Source organism: Shewanella sp. 10N.286.45.A1, from assembly GCF_041470405.1.
GTDB lineage: Bacteria > Pseudomonadota > Gammaproteobacteria > Enterobacterales > Shewanellaceae > Shewanella.
Genome location: NZ_JBFRMK010000137.1, coordinates 17,972 through 41,665, shown reverse-complemented (window position 1 = coordinate 41,665; position 23,694 = coordinate 17,972). Strand labels below are relative to the sequence as shown.

General features: G+C 39.2%; 12 protein-coding genes. All 12 read left to right on the top strand.

The window, feature by feature from the left end; genetic code table 11:
* Positions 1-95 precede the first annotated feature (95 nt).
* Complete coding sequence (locus tag AB4238_RS11330; protein WP_372033545.1) at positions 96-923, top strand: TnsA endonuclease N-terminal domain-containing protein; 828 nt, start codon at positions 96-98, stop codon at positions 921-923.
* On the top strand, positions 910-3,048 hold the full coding sequence (locus tag AB4238_RS11325; RefSeq protein ID WP_372033544.1) for a transposase: 2,139 nt from the start codon (positions 910-912) through the stop codon (positions 3,046-3,048). Before AB4238_RS11330 ends, AB4238_RS11325 begins: the two co-directional genes overlap by 14 nt.
* Positions 3,045-4,472, top strand: a complete 1,428-nt coding sequence (locus AB4238_RS11320) for an ATP-binding protein (RefSeq protein ID WP_372033543.1) — start codon at positions 3,045-3,047, stop codon at positions 4,470-4,472. Before AB4238_RS11325 ends, AB4238_RS11320 begins: the two co-directional genes overlap by 4 nt.
* 32 nt (positions 4,473-4,504) lie before the next feature.
* Complete coding sequence (locus AB4238_RS11315) at positions 4,505-6,070, top strand: TnsD family Tn7-like transposition protein (RefSeq protein WP_372033542.1); 1,566 nt, start codon at positions 4,505-4,507, stop codon at positions 6,068-6,070.
* 100 nt (positions 6,071-6,170) lie between these two features.
* On the top strand, positions 6,171-7,808 hold the full coding sequence (locus AB4238_RS11310; protein ID WP_372033541.1) for an N-6 DNA methylase: 1,638 nt from the start codon (positions 6,171-6,173) through the stop codon (positions 7,806-7,808).
* Positions 7,808-9,088: a restriction endonuclease subunit S gene (locus tag AB4238_RS11305; protein WP_372033540.1), complete on the top strand. Its 1,281-nt coding sequence runs from the start codon at positions 7,808-7,810 to the stop codon at positions 9,086-9,088. The genes AB4238_RS11310 and AB4238_RS11305 overlap by 1 nt, the downstream gene beginning before the upstream one ends.
* Positions 9,085-10,770, top strand: coding sequence for an AAA family ATPase (locus AB4238_RS11300; protein ID WP_372033539.1), 1,686 nt, complete (start codon positions 9,085-9,087; stop codon positions 10,768-10,770). The genes AB4238_RS11305 and AB4238_RS11300 overlap by 4 nt, the downstream gene beginning before the upstream one ends.
* Entirely contained in the window at positions 10,760-11,626 is an 867-nt protein-coding gene (locus AB4238_RS11295; protein ID WP_372033538.1) for an HNH endonuclease, read from the top strand. Before AB4238_RS11300 ends, AB4238_RS11295 begins: the two co-directional genes overlap by 11 nt.
* A gap of 25 nt (positions 11,627-11,651) precedes the next feature.
* Positions 11,652-13,751, top strand: a complete 2,100-nt coding sequence (locus AB4238_RS11290; RefSeq protein ID WP_372033537.1) for a DUF262 domain-containing protein — start codon at positions 11,652-11,654, stop codon at positions 13,749-13,751.
* Between the two features lie 313 nt (positions 13,752-14,064).
* Positions 14,065-19,044: an AAA domain-containing protein gene (locus tag AB4238_RS11285; protein ID WP_372033536.1), complete on the top strand. Its 4,980-nt coding sequence runs from the start codon at positions 14,065-14,067 to the stop codon at positions 19,042-19,044.
* Positions 19,041-20,462, top strand: a complete 1,422-nt coding sequence (locus AB4238_RS11280) for a hypothetical protein (protein WP_372033535.1) — start codon at positions 19,041-19,043, stop codon at positions 20,460-20,462. The genes AB4238_RS11285 and AB4238_RS11280 overlap by 4 nt, the downstream gene beginning before the upstream one ends.
* On the top strand, positions 20,459-23,671 hold the full coding sequence (locus AB4238_RS11275; RefSeq protein ID WP_372033534.1) for a type I restriction endonuclease subunit R: 3,213 nt from the start codon (positions 20,459-20,461) through the stop codon (positions 23,669-23,671). Before AB4238_RS11280 ends, AB4238_RS11275 begins: the two co-directional genes overlap by 4 nt.
* Positions 23,672-23,694: the final 23 nt, after the last annotated feature.

The window sequence follows — 23,694 nt, the reverse complement described above, 5'->3', positions numbered from 1 at the left end:
AAGTTTGCCCGTAAGAGTGTTTTGAGACAATAAAGTTTGCCCGTAGTGGCTCTGTTTACTATGATTAATGTAGGTAAATCTTTATTGGATTGAGCATGGGACGTGGGCGTAAACTTGAATCGTTAAAAGACTTTGAGCGAGCATTAAAGAATAAATATGGAATTGGCCAAGGCGCAGATTATAAGCCTTGGCTTAGGACAATTGATGTAAAGTCAAAAGGTGGGCGCTCATTAATCTATGGTAGGAAGTCTCAAAGAGACCACCATATGATGTCTTCAATCGAAAGTGAGCACTTCTTCCTAGCCGAATCTTTAAGTTGTGTCGTTGATATTAGGGAGCAATTTCCGCTACTTCCCCTTAATTACACCCAAAAAGTCGCGAAAATACTTGGTGTTGAACACCCAAAACATCCAATCACCAAAGAACCTATTATCATGACAACTGATCAGTTGCTCACGATAGACTCTCCTCAAGGCACTATATACCATGCAATCTCTGTAAAACCTGAAGATGATTCGGGTGACTTGCGTGTACTCGAGAAAATAGATATAGAGCGAGTTTGTTGGGAGTTGCTTGATGTTAAGTTCACTTACTTTACCGGCAATGAATTAACGAGAGTTCAAAGCAGCAACCTTCAGTGGGCTTCATTCCCATTCCGTAAGAACCCGATAAAGTTTTCTTGTGATCAGATTAATTGTGCTCTTTCAGTCGTGGCTTCGGGGCAATACTTTATTGAAGATCTCTGTAACCAGCTAATCTCAAGAAACATAACATCTCATGGTGACGCTTTATTATTAATACGTTTTCTCATAGCCGATAAATTTATCGATGTTGATTTATCGACTAATATCCCTGAATCAGGGCTTATTGATATTAAGTATGTAACAGCAAAGCTGGAGAACACTTTATATGGAACTTCCTAGAAATAGCGTTTGGAGCGTGAATGATTCGGACTTAGTTAAAGATGGACTCTATCGTCTGTTAGATATCATGCAGGATGTTGAGTCTGTTATTCTGTATTCACTTTACGATACTTCTACAACGGTAAGGCCTATAGCTGTTTCTCTAGAAGGTTTCATTGAACTTGTTTCAAGCCGCAAAGCTAAAAAAGCACAATATGAGTTGCCAACTTATCTTTTAGTTGATGAAGAAAATGTTTCAGATGAGCACATTAGTCGTCGAGATAAAAATTATGACTTAATCAAAGGTGTTATATCAGATAGTACTTTTATTTTTGATTATGCGACCAAGAAAAGGTCGCCTCAACTTGCTGAATATTCGAAAGAAGTAAATGTTGATCGTAAGTCATTAGCGCGCATACTTACTCTATATTGGCGAAATGGACAGGACAAAATGGCTCTGTTACCTGCATTTTCGAAAAGTGGAGGCTCAGGGCAAGAGCGAACTCTAGTAACGAAACCCTTAGGTGCACCAAAACGGCCAAGAACTATAGCCGTTGAGAGGGTCGCTAAGTATATTGTGAATGATGATGACAAAAGTAAATTCAAAAAAGCACTAAAGAAATACTACCTAAAAGAATCTGGACTGACGCTAGCAAAAACCTATGACAACTTACTAAAAGATTATTATTCAAAAGAGGTAAAGCTGGCAGATGCATGTGATAGGCCACCTATAGTCCCAACTAAAAAGCAGTTTAGTTATTGGCGCACAAAGCTATTCAGTAAAGATCAGTTAATCAAGCAACGAACCTCAGAGAATGATTACCTCAGAAATAAAAGGGGAGCGCTAGGCAGCATTACTGATCGAAGTTATCTCCCTGGTACTCACTTTGAAATAGACGCCACAGTTGCGGATGTGCATATCGTGTCTGAGCTCGGAGCTCAGTATGTTTTAGGGCGACCGACAATTTATATCGTTGCAGACAGGGCGAGTCGAATGATAATTGGTATGCACGTATCGCTTTATCACGCTTCTTGGCGTGCAGCGCGTCAGGCATTAACGAATAGTTTCTTACCTAAATCTAATTATTGTAAAAGCTTTGGTATTGATATTGAAAACTCTGAATGGCCATGTGCTCACATTCCTAAAGAGTTGGTTTGTGATAATGGTGAAATGATTGGGGTTCAACCCAGAAAAGCACTGACACCAATGACGCAATTATCATTTACTCCACCATATAGGCCAGACTGTAAAGGTGTGGTAGAAAAGCGGTTTGATATTATCAATAAAGAAGTACTTCATGAGTTACTGGGTACCACGAGAGGTGGTCAGGTTGTACGAGGAAGTCGAGATCCTCGAAAAGACGCAATCTATACGCTTAAGGAAGTTACGGCTGAAATAATAAAGGCGGTGCTAGAGCATAATCGTTCAATTCTTAATGATTTAGCTTTTTCTAGCCCTTTACTCATCGAAAATGACTTATCACCAACCCCCCTGAATTACTGGAAAATACATCTAACAAAGCACAGGCACGAACTTCAATCAGCTAATGGTGATGAAGTTATAGCTAGATTGCTGCCTTCAGCAGAAGTAAGTATGACTCGAAGTGGCATATATTTTAATGGCATGTATTACTCGTGTTCAGAAGTTGAAGAGCTTAACTTGGCATCTGTCGCTAGGTCATCAGGGCGTTGGAGGCTAGAGGCGAGAATTGATGAAAATACAACGAATTACATCTATGTTCGCTTAGATAAAAATAGAGAATTCATTAGGTGTAACTTGTTACCACGTAGTCGAATGTTGGCTGATAAGTCTATGTATGAATCAGACTTCATTCAAGACTGGCTCGATACAAAAAAAGAGCTAACTCCAATATCAACGGCCTCAATTGACGATCATAAGAATCGCCAGGAAGTGACCAAGCAAGCGAAACGCCGAAGCAAAGATGGTGAGAAAGTCTCTTTTAGGGATAAAACGAGTAATATTCGTCAGCGTCGACAGGAAGAGCTAGAAGCAACCACAAACATAATTATTCCAGAGCCTGAGGCTTCAATTACTAATGATGTGCCAGATCCTGTATCTACTGATAATAAGGTTATTCCGTTGCCAAAAGGTAGAAAAAGAAGAACCAGTAGAGGTGAGTTATGAGAAATGAACCTGCTGTATACCAAGATGCAATTTTGCCTGAACATCAAGGTAACCCACTTATTGAAGCCCTCCCTGCTAAAAAGGCATGGGAAAGCATCATGGAAGATTTGAGCAATTATCCTAATTATTCAGAAGAAATTGCTGACCACCGCGATCCATTGGTTCGTGATGAATATTTAAATCGTATTGATGAAATCAGACAACCGCTGACTGACTATGCTGCATGCTTCAGAGCGGTAGAAAGAGCAATAAAAAAGGGGTACTCCACAAAGAACCCGCTTAGTCCTACAACGGCTCAGTACCTACACTACTTGGTTGATGAACGCCCAGACATCGAGCCTCGCACTGGTTTTTTTCAGGCTAAAGGAGATGGGCTTACTCTCATCGGTGACAGTGGTGTTGGCAAAACCTCAATGGTGGAGCAAGTCTTAAGCTACTTTCCGAATGTTATTGAACATGAGTCATATCAAGGGCAAGCATTAGAGCTCAGGAAGCAAGTGGTTTGGATAAAAGTTGATTGTCCTAGTAATTCAAGCGTAAGGGATTTGTGTGAAGAGATCCTCTCAACATTAGACCTGACCCTTGATAGAGAAAAAACGAAGCCTGAGGGAACGATAGGTGCTTTGATTCGGCAGTTAGAGCAGTGTATGAAATCAAGCTTTATTGGCATGCTGGTTATTGATGAAATGCAGAACCTAAAGTTCAAGCGAACGGGCGGAGAAAATAACCTATTAAGGTTTTTACACCGGTTGATGAATAAACTTGGTGTTCCTCTTTTCTTCGTTGCAAACCCACCGTTTGATCAATCATTAGTTAAAGAGCTAAAAGCTGCCCGTCGAGCTGAAAGCGGTTATCACCACACGATGTCAGTATTGGAGAGGGACAGTACTTCGTGGAATGCGTTTGTAGACCAGCTTTGGCAATATCAATGGGTAAACGTTTATACAGAGCTTACAGAAGAACTTAACGATGCGCTTCACGCTCTTTCGGTTGGTAATATTGATATGGCGTGTCGAACATACCGAGAAGCGCAAAGGTTGATTATCGGTGCTGATGATGAACGAATTACTCCAGCAACATTAGCAGCTGGTAATGCAGTTGCTTGCGGACTTTCAAGACAAACTGATGAAGTAAATGAACTTAAGATAGCAAATGTTTCTTTACCTAAAGGGAAGCAACGAAGTACGCGTAGTACAGGGAAAACAGCGGTTAAAACAATAGACAAAACTGGTGATATCACTAAGCCTCAACACCCAGAGTTTGCCTCTAAGCTTATTGAGTTAGTTAATGCCGTTGACTTAAAAAGTCGAATTGATGATCCGGATCTGTTCCAACAAGCTGCTAACTCAGAGGACCCGATGCGTTATCTAAGGTCTAGAAATATTGTTCTTGACGATCCACTATCAGAACTGGCCTATAGTTAATTAATAGGGCTTATCTAAACTGGAGATTCATCATGCAGCTGCCTAAAGCACTACCTGATGAATCTCTATTTAGCCGTATATGTCGTTATTTAGCTATTAGTGAGCTTACCCTTGAGCAGGCTTTGCAAAAGCTTGTTGGCGATAGAAGAGCTGGAGTTCATCCTTACCTTACATCAAACTTGCACATTACTGGTCAATTCTCCGAAGAATCGCCAGAAGTACTTCTATCTAATCAAACTCTGCGTCCGTTATTTTCCTATTACTTGCCACAATATCGAACAGTTCTTGGAAATGTAACGACCAATCCAAGTGACATACTAAGAGCTAGCCAACTTTCTACTTTTCGTGGCAAAGAACGCTTATCTGTAAAGCACTGCCCTTTATGCGCTAAAGATGATGTATATAATTTTGGTGTAGCCTACTGGCACCTAGCTCATCAGATCTCAGGTGTTGAAGCTTGCTCAGTACATGGCACTTGGCTAGAACACAATGAGCTCTTAGGTCGCAGTCATGCTAGCGGCCAGTTACTTCCTGATATCAGAGTTGAGCCTAATTATTGTAATGACCTTGCGAGGGAGTTCTCAAAGTTCTCATTAAATAAAATTAGAAGCTTACAATCTAAGAAACAAAGCGATGTCACTATTAGTGACACTTACCTTAAAAAGCTCAGGATCCATGGTGGTTTAACACAAAGTGGTCGAGTCAAACGGAAAAAGATAGCTAAGGACTTATTTGAACTATCTGAAGAGTTATTTCCCTCGCAGTCTGATTTATCACTTAGAACACCGAAAGATTATCGCTTTGTTTCATCTCTGCTTTCAGGTCAATACCCTCAACACCCATTTAAGCACTTGTTGTTTGAGTTTTACTTATCTCGTTGTCAGCCAGATGATGAACCAGACGCTAAAATCTTGAATGTTCAGCCAACACCCATAAACAAAGAAGTTCAGTGCTGTCACTTATTGAATTCAGGACTATCAATGGCAGCGGTAAGTAGGGAAATAGATAAAAGTAGATGCTATGTGAAAAGTATCGCTTTGAAACACAATATCCCTGTTAATTTAAAGCCTAAAAAAATCACTCAAGATCTTAAGCATTCAGTTGTTAAACTCGCTAAAAAGGGCTTTCACCGAGATGTTTTAGCTAAACTTCATGGCATTTCTACAGGCAGTGTAGAGTTAATTATCTCAACGACAGCGTGTCTTGTTGAGTGGCGAAAACGATGTAAGGCTGAATCTTTACGGCGTCGATATCGCTGCCAAATCATGCGGTTTATTGCTGCAACCCCGAATGCTTGTCGAGAAGAGGTTAAGACTAATAATGAAGCAGCATTTTATTGGTTGTATATTCATGAACATCAATGGCTCGAGAACGTACTACCTGTCGCAATCCAAACACAGCATGTTGACAGAGTCGATTGGAGCCAGCGAGATAAAGTGCTGGTGAAAAAAGTCAGCTTAATTATGGAAGAGCACCAAAACCAACTATCAAGAACACAGCTTGATAACTTGCTGGGCGGCCATGGCTGGTTAACGAAAAAAAAGCACAAACTGCCTAAAACGTTAATGAAATACCACAGCCTTTATCAAGGTAAATAATTTTTCGAGCAGCATTACTTATTTACGACATAAATAGCATTTTTTATTAGCAAATTGTTGATAGAATCGATCCTAATATTTTATTAGGCAAATCATCACAATGGCAGATTTTAAGAAAATTCAGCAGCTAGAAACACAGCTTTGGAGCGCAGCCGATAGCCTTCGTGCTAATACAGGCCTAACCGCACAAGAGTATTCAAGGCCGATTCTAGGTCTTATCTTTTTAAAATATGCCGAATACCGTTTTCTTCAAGCAAAAGATAAGGTTGCATCAGCGGGCAGTTCTCGCCGCCGTGCAGGTGGTGATATTAAATCTAAAATTCAGGCTGAAGGTGCAATGTATGTGCCTGATGATGCGCTGTATACCAACCTGCTAGCACTGCCTGAAGGCGCGAATATTGGTCTAAATGTGAATAACGCAATGAAGGCGTTAGAAGCTGAAAATGAAGCGATTAAAGATGCGCTGCCTAAAACTTACACCCGTTTTGATAACGATATTCTAAAAGGCCTGCTTAAAAACTTCACAGCAATCGACTTTGGGCTTGGCTCCGATATATTTGGTCGTATCTACGAATACTTCCTTAATGAGTTTGCCAAAACCGAAGGTCAAGGTGGTGGCGAGTTCTTCACTCCATCGGCATTGGTACGTTTAATTACTGAAATTATTGAACCCTACCATGGCAAGGTGTTTGATCCTGCTTGTGGTAGCGGTGGTATGTTTGTCAGCTCTGCGGATTTTGTATCGGGTCATAACAAGAATGCCTCTGATGAACTGTCTGTTTTTGGACAAGAGAAAACCGGTGATACCGTTAGACTATCGAAAATGAACCTAGCGGTTCATGGTTTGCAAGGCGATATCCGAGAAGGTAACTCCTATTACGAAGACCCGTTTGAATTAGCCAAGGGCGAAGTAGTTGATGGTAAAAAGCATGGTCAGTTTGACTATGTGATGGCAAACCCGCCGTTTAATGTAAATGAGATTCAAAAAGACCGTTTAGAAGGTGATAAAGAGCGTTTTCCTTACGGTATGCCACGTAACGATAACGGTAACTATCTGTGGATTCAGATGTTCTATACTGCGCTAAATGCAAAAGGTCGTGCAGGTTTTGTTATGGCAAACTCAGCCAGTGATGCACGAGGCTCTGAACAAGAGATACGTCAAAAACTGATTGAAGATGATGGTGTCGATGTAATGGTGGCGGTTTCAAGCAACTTCTTTTATACCGTGACACTGCCCTGTGCGCTGTGGTTCTTAGATAAAAACAAACCTGAGCATAACAAAGATAAAGTACTGTTTATCGATGCACGCCATATCTTCCGCCAAGTGACTCGTGCAGTTCGAGATTACACTAGCGAGCAGCTTAACTATATTGCCAATATTGTGCGTTTATACCGTGGTCAAACGGTTGATAATACTTACTTAGAAACACACCCTGATGCAGATAATGATGGCAGTTATGCACTTGAAGCATTTTTCAAAAGTGAAACGGGTGAACTGAGCTACCAAGATATTGCTGGGCTTTGTAAGGTGGCAAGCAAAGCAGAAATTATTGAGCAAGGCTATAGCTTAAACCCTGGCCGTTATGTAGGTGTTGCTGAAGGTGAGCAAGAACATGATGAAGATTTTGCTGCCAAGTTAGAAGCTTTGCAGGAAGAGTTGGAAGTTTTGAATCTTGAGGCTCATGAGTTTGAAGTGGCAATCTCAGAAAATGTAATGAAAGTACTGGGGAATATGTAATGTCACAGCTGGTTTCACTTAATGAGCATATCTCTACACAGAAAGGCTTTGCCTTTAAAAGTAAGTGGTTTGTTGATATTGGTCGCGAAATTGTAAAAGTCAGTGATTTTACATCTGACTCAATTGAACCAAGTGATTTAATGAAAATTTCAGATGAACTTGGTGAACAGTATTCTCGTTACGCTTTGTCTACTGGTGATGTAATAATACAAACCGTGGGGTCTTGGCCTTCAAATCCAGCTTCCGTAGTGGGAAAAGCTGTAAGAGTGCCAAAAACAGTAAACGGTGCGCTCTTAAATCAAAATGCAGTAAAAATTAGCCCTAAAGAAACAATACATCGTGGCTTTCTTTACTACTTACTTAGAAGCGATGATTTTAAAGAATATATTATTGGTACTGCACAAGGTGCGGCTAGCCAAGCAAGTATTACTCTGGATGCGATCAAGCGATATAAGTTTAAACTTCCAGTTTTTGATGATCAAGTATTGGTCGCTGAGTATTTGGAAAACTACGACAACCTAATCGAAAACAACAATCGCCGTATCGCTATTTTAGAAGAGATGGCGCAATCCCTTTACCGTGAATGGTTTGTTAACTTCCGCTACCCAGGCCATGCTGACGGCACTAAAAGCAGTGAAAGTGCAGATGAAAACTGCAATAAACCAACCCTAATCGACTCCTCCTTAGGTCCAATCCCCGAAGGTTGGGAGGTTAGGTCTGCACAAGAAGCTATAACAATTAACCCTCGTACTAAGCTTGATAAAGCAAGTGAAAACCCTTTTGTGGGGATGAGTGGTTTAGCCGAGAACTCAATGGTGATTGGTGATGTTATTCAAAAACAAGGGAACAGCGGGGCTAAGTTTATTAATGGCGATACATTGTTTGCTCGAATCACCCCTTGCCTTCAAAACGGTAAAACAGGTTATGTTCAGTTTCTTACTGGTTCACAACCTGTAGGTTTTGGCTCTACTGAGTTCATTGTTCTACGCGAGAGTGAAGATTTAAGCTCTGAGTTTATTTACTTACTCTCGAGAAGTAATAACTTCCGAGAGCATGCCATTCAAAGTATGACAGGTGCTACAGGACGACAGCGTGTACATAATGACTGTTTTGCATCGCATTATATAACAGTTCCTCCACGAGGCCTTATGGACGAGTTTACGGCGGCGGTATCCCCCATGTTCAAAAGCATTTTTAACCTTTCTAAAAGAAATGAGAACCTTAAAAAGCAGCGAGATATGCTACTACCTAAACTGATTTCTGGAGGTATTGAACTATGAAAATCTTCTATCATGGTCAAGGTGGTTGGAATTCGAAACCTGCAGGTTTAGCTAACATTCCAAACTTGCTTGCTTTAGAAGGTAATAATTGGGATGACTTCGGCAACAAAACAACCCTTGATGCTAGTCTTTACTTTGACGGTGAACGGTTTGACTTTGATTTCCACTTGAAGCTTCTAATTGAGGGGCGTAGTTATACTGCTCTAGCATTAAATGAGATGAAAAATGCAGGTTGGGATGGCTTTTTTCCTATTCCAAATGCTAATTATATATCCCTTCCTTCGGATATTGATTTTTATCACACTCTTTTATCTAAACTTGGGGAAAAAAAGGCAATTACCCTTTTGCGAACCCTTAAAGATGCTGGTTTTTTAATTAATATTGACCAAGATGAAAGTGCTAGTGCACTGTCTGAAAGTGATGAGTTTTCATCATCAGTGCTTCGTGAGAGTGGGGCAATAAAAGCTTATACAGATGGTTGGCGTATCTTTGATGGCAGCTTAAATGAAATTAACAGTTTTGAATTGAATATTTTAACCGCCGAAATGCAGTCAAAAAAAATACCATTCAGATTCAATTCTACGATTTTGCCTTATGATATAAATATTTTAATTGGTCCTAATGGTATAGGTAAATCGTATTGCTTAAAGTCATTCGTTGAGTATTGGTTGAAAACTGGTATAGGTTCACCAAAACACCTCAAGAGAATTGGGCATACCCCTTTTGATACTCCTCCAAATATCAGCAAATTGATATTAGTTTCGTATAGTCCATTTGAAGAGTTCACTTTAGATTTAAGTAAAGCGCACCTTAAAGACAAGCAAGCCTATAAATATTTTGGGTTTCGATATCAAAATGAAAAAGGCGAAGTGGGTATAAATCGTAATTTACCTAGCTTTAACTCTGCTGAATCTATTATAAAAGCACTTTTTGAAGATGAAAAGTTTAGCTTTATTGAAAATCGAGTTGAAAAAGTCGCTACTGTTGGTAGTGCATTGTCGAGTGCATTATCGTTTGACTATATGGCACTAGAAGTGAAAGATGATTCATTATTATCACCTTTTTCTCAATTAATAGTTAATATTGATGATAAGTCTTACTTAAGGTTACTTCCTGAGATCGTAGACAGTATAGCTGAAGTTGATTTGCTTTCTTCCTGCAATTTGGTCTCTGGTGTTTGCTTCATTAAAGCAGGGGCCATTTGCCAGTTAAGCTCTGGTCAACGGCTATTTACTTATATTGTTATTAATGTCGTAGCCGAACTAAGAGAAAATAGCTTAGTTGTTATAGATGAGCCAGAGCTATTCTTACACCCAACCTTAGAGGTGGAGTTTGTCTCATTATTAAAGCTTGTTTTGCAGCCGTTTAAATCAAAAGCAATATTAGCTACTCATTCTTTATCAGTCGTTCGCGAAGTTCCATCAAATTGTGTTCATATATTTAGGGATGAGGGATATGGATTAGATGTGATTAAACCACCTTTTGAGACATTTGGTGGTGATATGCAGCGTATATCATCTTATGTCTTTGGCGATAGATCTGTAACAAAACCTTTTGAAGATCTTCTTGCAGAACAAATAAAAAAATACTCCCCTGAACGTCTTATTGAGTTGTTAGGTGATGAAATCAATGAAGAGTTGACAATGAAGATCTTAAGGTTAGGGAGACAGAATGGTCGCTAATGTAACTCTTCCTTCCGATGATTCATTAGAAACTATCAATACCGTGTTAGCGGAAAGGCAAAAGTTTCTGGGTTTCTATCGTTCAATTACAAATGATTTACGAGATCAAGTTGAGTCTTATATTGAGCATAATGGCGATCCGACTTTGGTTCAACCATTGAACTTACGTAATTATACGGACACAGATGTTATTGCCGCAAAGCGGAAAAAGACACTCATTAATTTATATAGCCCGAAACCAACAAAAATACCTTTTCTCATATTAGAAAAGATGAGAAATGAGCATGGCTTATTATTTTGTCCTTCGTGTGGGGAAGATGGTGCTCCAGGTACTTTAGATCATTATTTACCTAAAACAGAGTTCCCAGAGCTTTCAGTTTGCCTAGTTAACCTGACTCCAATGTGCAGTAAATGCCAGGGGAAAAAATCCGATGATTATTTAACTGTGGATAACGAAAAAGCCTTTCTACACCCTTACTACGATCAAATTGATGACTGTTTATTTCACATAAATATACGACCGCCATTCAATAATCCGTCGTGCTTTTCAATCGAACTTAAAGATAGTGTTACAGGTGATTTTAGAGGTTTAGTTGAAAGCCATATCGAGGGGATAGATTTTATAAATCGGATTGAAGGGTATTGCGAAAGCAAGCACTTACATTTGTTAAAGTTAATGGCAGAAGAAAGGGAAGATGAAGAGCCATTAAGTGCAGAGCAGTTGATACGTAGGTACTTGAGGCAAGAAAAAAAGAAAGCACTTAATGCATGGGGCGCTATATATTATCAATCTGTTCTCGACTCTCCTGATTTGCTGGTTCATTTGAATGATGGGCAGTTACCAGAATATCTATAACGGGTTACTTGGGAAAATAGAAACAATGAAAGCAACAGAAACAAGACTATTCAAGTTTTTACAAAAGTCAGCACAATTTATTATTCCTATTTACCAACGTCAGTACAGTTGGTCCTTTGCTCAATGTGAGCAGTTATGGAAAGACATAGTTAGCGCTGGCTCATCCGATTTAGAGGCACACTTTATTGGTTCTGTCGTTTACGTTGAACGTGGCTTATATAGCCACAGCGATGTCCCTCAGTTACTCGTCATTGATGGACAGCAGCGGCTTACCTCTACAACACTTTTGATTGCTGCATTGACTGGAGAGATTCAATCACGAATAGATAATGGTGATGAATTTGTTGTTGATGGCACCAATGCAAAAAAGCTTAAGAAATACTATCTCTGCAATGATGCTGAAGATGGTGAGTTATTTTATAAACTGATTTTAACCAAAGCTGATGATCAAGCGCTACGAGATATTGTTGATGGTAAAAAAATTAACGATGAAGAATCTTCATTAAGAGTTGTTCAAAACTTCTTAATGTTCGAAAGTAAGCTGAAAAGCCAAACTAATGAGCAGTTGAATCAAGTTTACTTGGGCTTACAAAAGCTGATCATTGTCGATATTGCTTTAGATCGTGAAAGAGACAATCCTCAACTTATTTTCGAAAGTTTAAACTCTACTGGTTTAGATTTGAGCCAAGCTGATCTGATTCGAAACTACGTGTTAATGGGTTTAGAACCAAAAGAGCAGAACCAACTATATACTGACCATTGGTTCCCGATGGAGAGTGACTTTGGTAATGGTGAGAACAACTGGATGTTCAACCAGTTTATGCGGGACTACTTAACCGTAAAAACAGGTAAGCCACCTAGGCTCAGTGATGTCTATGAAGGTTTCAAGAAGTACACCACTTCGTTGGATATGAGTATCTCTGAAGTTGTAGCTGATGTTCACTTGCATGCTCAATTTTATATCGCTTTCGTTAGAGAGTTAGAGCAAAACACCAAACTATTGGCAGCCTTTAAGGATATTAATGCCTATAAGGTCGATGTTGCGTACCCATTAATCCTTGAGCTTTACCATGATTATCATTTTCAAATCTTGTCTGCCGATGAGTTTGAACTTTGTATTCGTTTTATCGAAAGCTATGTTTTTCGACGTTATGTTTGTGACATTCCGACTAACTCGCTGAACAAAACTTTTGCAGGGTTTAGTAAAACTTTAAAGAAAGACAAGTATGTGGAGAGCTTTAAGGCAGAGCTGCTTAAGTTAACCAGTTACAGAAGATTTCCATCGAATGAAGAGTTTAAGCGTTATCTAAGTTCAAAAGATATGTATAACATTCGTAGTCGATCCTACTGGCTTCGTCGTCTAGAAAATTATGGTAGAAAAGAACGTGTGATTGTTGAAGATTATACCATTGAGCACGTTATGCCGCAGAATCAGAACTTGTCTAGCTTATGGCAAGAAGAGCTAGGTGAAGAGTGGCAAAGAGTCCATGAAACATACCTTCACACGATAGGAAACCTAACGCTAACGGGCTATAACTCAGAGTTGAGTGATAAGCCATTTATAGTAAAGCGCAATATGGAAGGTGGCTTTGCTCAAAGCCCGTTAAAGCTGAATAAAAGTCTGGCCTTGCTTGAAAATTGGAATGAAGAAAAGATTTTACATCGAACTGAAATTCTCAGTGAAAAAATGGCTGGGGTATGGATATACCCTGAGTTAGATAAAGACGCGCTAGCAAAGTATCAGGTTAAAGAACAGCAAAAATCCTCATACAGCTTAGAGGATCATCCTTATATTTCAATCGGTGCATCTAAAGAGCTTTATCAAAAATTTAGGGCCCAGGTTTTATCGTTAGATGAAAGTATTAAAGAGGAGTTTTTAAAGCTCTACGTAGCGTTTAAGCTTGATACTAATGTTGTTGATGTTGTGCCTCAAGCTTCTGGTTTGCGCCTGTCTTTAAACTGTAAGTATACAGAGATCCATGATCCAAAAGGATTGTGCAAAGACGTATCCAATATTGGTCGCTGGGGCAATGGCGATGTAGAGCTTAAAGTCACTCAGGTTGCAGATTTGCCTTATGCAATGACTCTTATCCAACAGGTTATCGATAAGCAGATTGAAGGTTAATTATCTGCTTCTCAAGGCTTAAGAGAGCTAAGTAGTTTATTTTTAGCTTCTTAAGCCATTATTTTATATTAAGATAAAAATTTCCAATATAAACATGATCAAGGACGATTTATGCCATTCAAAGACGATTTATCATCAATACACGACTCCTGTAAGCCATTTTTAGTTTAGAGCCTACCTATTTTCTGAACTGAAGCTGTACACATGATACGTAATACCGTATTCGCTACTAAAAGTTGATTCCAGTTAATAATCAACTACGTGGTATCTGATAGTTTTAAAATTAAGTTAATATCTCGATTAGGAGAACCCTTTGAAAATTAAGCTGTGGGACGGCGGGCTGCAAGCTCAAGAGATTAGAGCGATCGACAGAATCAAAGCTGCTTTTTGTAAGCCGAAGATGACAGGCAAAAAGCCTCAACGTGGCGGCTCGATGCAAGACCAGCTACGTAGTATTGGCGGCTCTACTATGTTCCCGTGGAAAGGGTATGCGGGGTTTAGATACGTTGATTGTAGCGGAAAAGAGGGCGAGTTTGATTTAGTTATAGTGACTCACTGCAATGTCCTTATCATTGAGCTAAAAGATTGGAATCATGGTGACATTAAGTCTTATGGTGATAAGTGGTTTAAAAATGATAAAGATATGGGGCGTTCGCCTGTTAGTGTCACACAAAATAAGGTCTATCTGCTAAAAAATAAGCTGGGTAAGATAAAGCATCGACTAACGAGCAAGAAACTACCTTGGATTGATTTTTTTGTTGTGATGTGTGGAAATTCTGACTTCAAAAATATTTCAGAAAAAGATAGAAAGCATACTATCACCTTACAGCAGCTTCTTGAGTTTGCAGATGAAGCTAAGTTTAATGAGCGATTCCGACCGTACGATAATATCAAAACTCTTAATCAAGACTTTGATGTTCTGGATAAGGTCTTTGGTGAAGAGTTTACAGCCCCTAAACAGATAAGCGTTAACGGCTATACAGAAGACACCCTCATATTTGATAAGCATCCAACTAAACTTTATAAAGAATATTTAGCTAAATCTGACTCTTCGCAGCAGGATGAAGCACTGTTACGCGTGTGGAACTTCAACAATTTTGAAGGTATCAAAGGTAGTACGCCTGAAGGGCGATACCATATTGTTTCACGTGAACGTGAGGTTCTTGGATACATCAAGCATCAAAACCATGATCTATATAAGCATTGTTTACGTTCATTAACAAATATACAAAAAGATGACGTAACGACAGAGTTCAATGAAGTTTTTGAACTTCCTCCGAGTCACAGTCGATTTAATGAGTTTATAGGTAAGTTTGGTAAAAATTTCTCTGATACCGATAGAAACAACCTAGTTAAGCTGCTGGTAGCTAAGTTTGCTGATCTTCATAAAATGAAAATTGCACATCGAGATCTTGCCGATCACAGCTTATGGATCTCACCAGGGAAAGAGATAGCACTTTCGAACTTCATTTCAGCTTATCATCAACCTGCTGGCACAGTTGGCGACTATCGCGAGCAGCTGTCAGTTACCGATGCTGATCTTGAGAGTGGTCTATCCCCCTTTCAAAATGATGTGAAAGCTCTAGGTATTATTTGCTGGCACGTACTAAATGATATGCGTGTGTCAAAAGTGAGCATTGCACAATTACATGACAAACTATCAAGATCAGAGGACTGGTACGGAAGCGTTTTGTCTGACGCTATTGAAGGTCAGTGCTTTTTAGATGCTGGTGAATTATTTGATGCGTTGAAACTTGCAGAACCAAGTAGTGAAAGTACTTTTGACTTTGATGATAGTGAATTAGAGCCTTTTAGGCGAAATATCAATCATTCTCGTCAGTTTAGAGAAGATGATGATTTTATTGTAGAGACTGATGAAAAAGAAGTTTATGTCTCGGATGGTTTGATGGTTAAAGCTTGGCTGAATGTTAATCCATCTGTTGATGAGCCATCATTGAGCTATAAGGTTCTGCACTTTCTTAAGCGTTTAGAGAAAATAGCCTCTGTAAACCCTCCCTATTTACCGTGTATTAGGGAATATGGCATAGCAACAAAATCCTCCAGTTTATTTTTAGTAACTGATAAAGCAGAAGGTAAGCATTGGGATGAGTTTTTTGTGGGTTCAAAAGAAAAACTCACAGTAATTGATAAATTAATTGAAGCCGTAGAGCATCTTCATGGTTTAGGTCTATATCATGGTGACTTGCAACCTAAAAACATCCTCCTATATCGAGGAATACAAGATATTCAACTTTCATTGATTGATATTCCTGATTTTTGCTTGGATGGCAAAGAGCCAAAAAGTCCCCGGTATAGTCCTGAGAATATTGACGCTTGCACAGGATTTGAAAGAGACAACTTTGCCGTTATGCGCTTAAGTTGTGAATTGCTTGGTATTGAGTGGGGAACATCATCGACAGAATTTGTGGCTCTTACTACTGCTATGATGGTTGAATTAGAGGATTTTAATGCGGGATTTCGAGATTTATTCCGTTTCAAGCAAGCATTAAATCCAGTGTCAGTAACAACGATAAAACCTATAGTCATTACTTGTAATGCAAAAAGTGCATTTGAGACGCTTACAATTTACCCCGATAATGGTGAACTGTACGTGCATGTTGAGAAGAGCAAGCAAAATGACACTGATGCGATAATTAATTTCTATGGTCTGGGCGGACGAGCTGGTGTGGTTTATACCACTATTGAACAAGCCTTTATTGTTGGTTTTCCGCCAGCACAGAGAGATAGTCATCGAAAATCTGATATTGAGAAATGTCAGTTAATCTTAGACTTCCCTATTCAAATCATCTCTGGCTCTTCAATGGAACTGTCGCAGTTAACTAAACAAGTTGCAGGGAATGAAGCTTTTAATAGAACCATTGAAACAGTTCTTCGACCAGAAGAAGAGCTAAAGGTTGATGGACTAACGGCCCAACTAAAGTCGGCTTTTGAAGCTATTGAATGTGATGAGAGTCCTGAAAAATTAATAATTTCGACAGAAAAATTGTGGAAGGCCGTTTTAGATACAGAAACTGAGGCTTATCCATATATTGAAATTATTGGTGGTACTTCACCAGTCAAGGATACTGATGATGAGTTGATTCTGCCTTATTCTTCAGATGTTGATGTTCTAGGCAGCTTTACGAAAACAGATATCGTTGAGGCCTTACAAGTGAAAGGTGATGAAGAGTTTCGTTTAGGTGAAGTTCGAATTAAACAAAGTGCTTTGAACGAAATAAGGTTACATAAATTTGGGTTCAAGGCCAAATATTTAGAAGATGGTGATCAAGTATTTTTTAGGACTCGGGCTGATAAAGCTTCATATGTTAAACGTAAAGCTGCACTTGAGAGAATATTGGATCATGAAAGTGTAGTTAGTAATTTAGCGCAATACTTCGACCCTGATTGTGATACCGGCGCAACTCAGTATGACATAGAAGTATCTGAAGAAGACTTTGCTCGCTACGATCGGAAAGATGAACACGGTAATCAAATTAGTCTTAATGGCCAGCAACGCAGTGCTTTTTCAAAATTAGTTAACAACGGCCCTTTGTCTTTACTTCAAGGACCACCAGGTACAGGTAAAACAGAGTTTATTGCTGCTTTTGTTCACTATTTGGTTGAAAAGCAGAATGTTAAAAATATCTTATTGGTTAGTCAATCACATGAGGCTGTAAATACTGCCGCTGAAAGAATTCGTAAGCATTGTGTGAGACTTAATACACCCTTAGATGTAGTTCGCTTTAGTAACCGTGAAAGAGCTGTTTCAACAGGTCTTAAAGACGTCTATTCCAATGCGATTATTGCAGAAAAAAGGGAATTGTTCAGAGCTGAATCCAAATACCGTGTCGAGGCATTGGCACAAGCTCTGGGACTTCAGGAGGAATTTATCTCTTCGGTTGTAGAAGCTGAACTAACTCTGTTTAAGCAGATTGAAACGTTAAGTAAATCTCTTGAGGCTATTCAAAAGCAGAAGCTAGAGAAGGATGAACAACATGCACTTAAAAAGAATGTAGTTTCTCTTGATGCTGCAATTCGCGAATCATTGTTAAACATATATAGCCTCAATTATTCGGCAGAAAAGGACGTACGAGATGCGAAACAAGATGTGATTGCTCATTTGTGTGATCAATTTTCAGTTCGCCCAGATGAGGCTAAACGAGCAGTAGCTTTAGCTGCCGTGTCGCGAGATATGCTAGATGTACTTGAAACTGAGCGAGTTAACTACGAAGAGTTTTTTGCTCGCTCACGACAATTAGTTACTGGGACTTGTGTTGGTATAGGGCAAAGGCATTTAGGTATTGCTGATAATCAGTATGACTGGGTAATTATTGATGAAGCCGCTAGATCGATAGCGAGTGAATTAGCGATAGCGATGCAGTCAGGAAAGAGGGTTCTTTTAGTTGGTGATCACAAGCAATTACCACCATTATATTCTGATGCACATAAAAGAGCACTTGCATTAAAACTAGGTTTAGCAGACAAAGAGATAGATATAGATTCGGTATTACAAAGCGATTTTGCCAGAGCGTTTGAGTCTTCTTATGGTCATCAGTCAGGAGCATCCTTGCTAACTCAATATCGCATGGCTCCACCAATAGGAAGCATAGTATCTTCTACTTTTTATAAAGGTGAATTGGAAAATGGAGAACGCCAAATACCAGATATTTATGGCGGTGCTCCAGATGCCTTGCAAAGCGTAGTTACTTGGTTAGATACATCTAAGCTCGAGCATAAGAGTTACCATAGTGATGACCGAGGCATGAGTATTTATAACCGTGCTGAAGCAGATATTATTATCAACCTTCTTAAAAAGGTAGCCTGTCAGCCAGACTTTGTTGAATCACTTAAAAACGTTGTAAAAAAAGGTGAAGCAGCAATTGGTGTTATTTGTATGTATGCAGAGCAAAAACGGATTATTAGGCAGAAATTTAAAGAGATTGATTGGCATGATGATTTTAAGGAGCTAGTTAAAATCGATACTGTTGATAGTTATCAAGGTAAAGAGAACCGAATTATAATTTTATCCATAACTCGTTCCAGTAAAGATAAAAAACCTAAGTTTTTAAAAGCGCCAAATCGAATCAATGTTGCAATATCTAGGGCTATGGATCGATTGTTGATAGTGGGCTCTACTCATATGTGGACAGGGCATAACAAGCCCTTGCCTCTTGGTCAGGTTCTTGATTTTATTGCAAGCAATTCATCTTGTGAGAAGGTGGGCTTAAATACAGAACCTTTAAACTATCAAGTTTTGAATATTGATAAAAACCTTGAAGAGGTGACAAAATGACCGAGAACTTGAAGCTTAATTATCACGAAGTTGATTTCATTGTTCCTGTACATCGATTTAACTTTCGCTTTTCTTATGTGACAAAGCAAGGTTTGTCTTTTATTCGAGAGTTTGTTTTACGTTTAGTGCAACTTGCTCCTATGAAGCCATCTCAAGTGGCAATCTATATAGGTTTGAATAAAGCAGAAGTAAGTGAGGCTATTTCAGATCTTATGGACAAAGGAGATTTACGATTCAATGAACTTGGCCAAGTAGAGTTGACTCCTCAATCTGAAAGTTACTTTGATGGACTAGGTAAACCTCCCAGAACTGCATCGATTCAGGAGACAGGAACGGCTTTATCGTATGAGCTATGTGGTTTTAATTGCATAGGAAACAAGCGAAGTTCAGGTGGCTGGAAAAGAGGAATAGAGCTAAAGGTTGATAATAAAAAACTGTCTCAAACTGAAGAGTTAGCTAAATCAATTTTCCAAAAGGAGTTTTATCATTATTTAGATAAAGATTTTCTAAAAGGAGTTAAAAGTGAGGATAGTGTTAGGCCTAGTATTTACACAATGGATTCGGTTAATAAATTAACTAAAGATGCTTTAAGGCTTCCATGTGAATTCTATATTGATCCTGACGGCAGAGCCATTGAAAGGGAAGACTTTGAGACGTTAGATGATTCTACCGAAGTACATGAGTTAATCACTAGAACTTTAGGTCAGAATCGAAAGTCCTCAAACATCACAGAGATTGCTCATGCGATGAACGACATCGGGGATCACTGGACAAAAGAAGTATTTAATAATATTTCTGTCGACTTAGTTTCTTTTGCTCATCGTGCAGCAGAGTCTCTGTCCGATGACAAGAAACCAAATATTTTTGTTGGACCTATATACGCGAAACAGAATTGGGAACACATTTCTAACTTAATGGAAAGTGCGCTTAAGAAGTATAGTGATTCGAAAGACAAATCGGTCAGAACTCTAAAATGGATTGCTCCATCAGATAGTTACTGGGGGAAATCATCGAGTATTGTATCGAGTTTTAGTGAAATAGAGGAACTTCAATTAACTAAAGGGAAAAATCCTCAAAGGGTATTTCAACCATCAATATATTTACCATTATTTGATGCCTCTGACCGAAAAGGTTCATGGTATTGGAAGAATCATTTGGGTGACTCTTCATTGAATATTTTTGGTCTTATTGAAGGGTTTATGGGAGGGAGTATCGAGGTTCTCTATCTTGAAAACGAATTTGTTGTTGTTTGTTACCATATAAGCCGCCCTGACTCGTTGCCAGTTACTATGCCTGTTGGCTTCATATCCACAGATGTTCGAATTATCAGACAAGTGTCAGAAATGGCTAACGATTATATTGGTAATACTACATCATATAATAAACCTAATGATCTAGGGCTAATGAAAAATCTATGACATACACAGAAGACGGCTTAGTTGAACAACCTACCATTGCACTGTTTGGTGATCTTGGTTGGGACACTGTTACATGTTGGGATGAGCTATTTGGTGGAGAGACTAAAGGAGATTTAGCCTTTGGCCGTGAGACTCGAAACGATGTGGTGCTCACTAACCGTCTTTTGGCAGCGCTAACATCACTTAATGATGGTATTCCTGCACTTGTTATTCAGGAAGCTGTTGATGAGATTTGTCGTGACCGAACTGCAATGAGCGATATAGCAGCTAATGAAGCTATTTATGATCTGCTTAAAGATGGTTACACCTACGTAGACTCTAGTTTAGGAGCAGGTGGGGCCGAGGACGGTGAAGATTATGTCGTTAGGTACATTGATTGGCAATGTGCCGAAAATAATGACTTCTTGCTCTGTAGCCAAATGAGTATTTCTGGCGAGATTGAAACTCGTCGACCTGACTTGTTAGGTTTTGTGAATGGATTACCGCTAGTCTTTATTGAGTTGAAAGCGAGCCATAAAAACCTGTTTAATGCTTATAAAGATAATCTACGTGATTATCGCAACACCATCCCTCAGCTATTTCACTTTAACCAAGTCATTATTCTCTCTAATGGTGTGCAATCTCGTGTTGGTACTATCTCTAGCCAGTGGGAGCATTTTGCTGAGTGGAAGAAGATTGAGAGTGAGCAAGAAGCGCGTAGAGTAAGCCTTGAAGTTGTGATTCGTGGTGTCTGTGAGCGAGAACGCTTACTCGATATTATCGAAAACTACATGTTATTTGTTAAACAAAAAAGCACTATTAAAATTGTGGCCAAATATCATCAATATCTAGGTGTTAATCAGGCGTTATGTGGGTTAGCTAACATCAAAGAGAACGCTGGCCAGCTAGGTGTTTTCTGGCATACACAGGGTAGTGGTAAGAGCTTCTCTATGGTGTTTTTCTGTAAAAAAGCATTTCGTAAATATACCGGTAATTGGACCTTTGTCTTGATTACTGATCGAACAGATCTTGATGACCAAATCTATAAGACATTCCATTCTACGGGAATATTAACTGAAAATTGCCAGGCTGAGTCTGGCAGTGAATTAAAGCTGTTATTAGCAGAAGATCACCGCTTTGTATTTACTCTTATTCAAAAATTTAAAGGTGATGAAAAGGGGAATTATCCTCTACTGTCTGAACGTGATGATATTATTGTGATTACTGATGAAGCGCACCGTAGCCAATATGATTCTTTAGCGATGAACATGCGACGCTCGATGCCTAATGCATCATTTATGGCCTTTACCGGTACACCCCTGTTATCTGAAACAGTAAAAAACTCTGACAGTAGCGATAGCGGTAAAACACGTGAGATCTTTGGTGATTATGTCAGTGTATATAACTTTGCTGATGCGGTAGATGATGGTGCTACATTACCGCTTTACTATGAAAACCGCGTGCCTGAAGTCAGTTTGTCTAGTGATGATGTGGGTAAAGAGATTGCTGATATTATTGAAGAGTCAGACTTAACTGATGAGCAAGAGCATCGATTAGAGCAAGAGTTTGCAAAAGCCTATCACATCATTACTCGTGATGACCGTTTAGAAACGATAGCTACCGACTTAGTTGAACACTATATCAATCGCGCACCATTCAATGATGCAAAGCTAGGCAAAGCGATGGTGATATCTATCGATAAAGCGACTGCCATTAAGATGTATGACAAGGTGAGTGATGCTTGGAAACTGAAGCTTAAAAGCCTTAAGTCGAAAGTGAATTTTGCTAAGGGAAGTCGTTTAGCAAAATTACAATTTCAAATTGAGAATATGGAATCTACCGATATGGCGGTAGTTGTATCAGGTGGTCAAAATGATGAAGAGCGTTTAGCGAAGAAAGGCTTAGATTATAAAAAGCACCGAACACGTTTTGTTAAAGAAGATATTGATGAGAAGTTTAAAGATCCCGATGATAATCTTCGCATCGTATTTGTTTGTGCAATGTGGTTAACGGGGTTTGATGCACCTGCCGTTTCAACATTATATTTAGATAAGCCGTTAAAAAACCACACATTAATGCAAACTATTGCTAGAGCTAACCGTGTTTACCCTGGTAAAAGTGCGGGTCAGGTTGTCGACTATATCAATATATTCAGCGCCTTACAGCAAGCGTTAGGCTTGTATGGTGGAGGTCAGGTTGAAGAGCCTGGTGCTGGCTACGGTGTTGATAGCCCTGCACGAGATAAGCGAGAGCTGATTTCAGCTTTAGCAACAGCTATTGTTGAACTCAACGAATTTTTAAAGAAGCAAAGCATAGATTTAGAGGCGATTATTTCTGCCCCAGCTGAAGGCTTTACTAAGTTGCAGATGCTAGATGATGCTAGTGAAATATTGCTATCTCCTGATTTAAAAGGCGAGTTCACTGCGTTTGTTCGTCAAATTAATCGTATATTCAAAGCGGTTTTACCCGATGATGATGCTAATGGTTATGTACCACACCGTATTGCCATTAATGTAATTTACGCACAGATGCGCCAGAAGTCAGGTGTTTCAATTGATGATGAAGATGTGCTTGATGTTGTAAGGCATCAAGTAAATGAGTTACTTGATGAATCAATCACGACCATTGAAATCAAGAGTAATTTACCTGAGCCCATCAATATTGCAGGTATTGATTTTGATGCGTTAGCTGAAATGGTGTCTAAGGTAGACAAACCAAAAACTTCGGATGCTGAACGTTTAAAAAATATTATTGAGCGTAAGCTCAAACCAATGCTGCTGAAAAACAAAGCACGACAGGATCTACAGGATAAGTTTGAAGAACTCATTGAGCAGTACAACCTTGGTGCGTATACCGCTGAAGAGTTCTTTAATCAGCTTAAAGACTACATTCAAGATCTTAAGCATGAAGAAAAAAGAACAGTTCGTGAGGGGCTTAGCGAAGAGGAGTTAGCTGTATTTGACTTGATGACTAAGGTGGTCCCTCTCAATGAGAAAGAGAGGAACAACATAAAACGCATTGCTAAAGACCTTGTCGATAACATGAAAGAGATTTTAGTTATTGATTGGCGTAAAAAGCAACGTACGAAAGCCAGAGTTCGTAATTTTATCGAGGAGAAGCTTGATGAGTTACCAGACTGTTTTGATGATGAACTTTGGCCTAAGGCTTGTTCAGATATTTATATGCATATCTATGAGAAGTACCCGGGTCAAGGGAAGAGTGTTTATTAGTAGGTGGTAAGCCAAATTGGAGC

Excerpts from the sequence above, each read along its gene's own strand:
- AB4238_RS11330 (WP_372033545.1), top strand. The coding sequence starts at position 96 with ATGGGACGTGGGCGTAAACTTGAATCGTTAAAAGACTTTGAGCGAGCA.
- AB4238_RS11325 (WP_372033544.1), top strand. The coding sequence starts at position 910 with ATGGAACTTCCTAGAAATAGCGTTTGGAGCGTGAATGATTCGGACTTA.
- AB4238_RS11320 (WP_372033543.1), top strand. The coding sequence starts at position 3,045 with ATGAGAAATGAACCTGCTGTATACCAAGATGCAATTTTGCCTGAACAT.
- AB4238_RS11315 (WP_372033542.1), top strand. The coding sequence starts at position 4,505 with ATGCAGCTGCCTAAAGCACTACCTGATGAATCTCTATTTAGCCGTATA.
- AB4238_RS11310 (WP_372033541.1), top strand. The coding sequence starts at position 6,171 with ATGGCAGATTTTAAGAAAATTCAGCAGCTAGAAACACAGCTTTGGAGC.
- AB4238_RS11305 (WP_372033540.1), top strand. The coding sequence starts at position 7,808 with ATGTCACAGCTGGTTTCACTTAATGAGCATATCTCTACACAGAAAGGC.
- AB4238_RS11300 (WP_372033539.1), top strand. The coding sequence starts at position 9,085 with ATGAAAATCTTCTATCATGGTCAAGGTGGTTGGAATTCGAAACCTGCA.
- AB4238_RS11295 (WP_372033538.1), top strand. The coding sequence starts at position 10,760 with ATGGTCGCTAATGTAACTCTTCCTTCCGATGATTCATTAGAAACTATC.
- AB4238_RS11290 (WP_372033537.1), top strand. The coding sequence starts at position 11,652 with ATGAAAGCAACAGAAACAAGACTATTCAAGTTTTTACAAAAGTCAGCA.
- AB4238_RS11280 (WP_372033535.1), top strand. The coding sequence starts at position 19,041 with ATGACCGAGAACTTGAAGCTTAATTATCACGAAGTTGATTTCATTGTT.
- AB4238_RS11275 (WP_372033534.1), top strand. The coding sequence starts at position 20,459 with ATGACATACACAGAAGACGGCTTAGTTGAACAACCTACCATTGCACTG.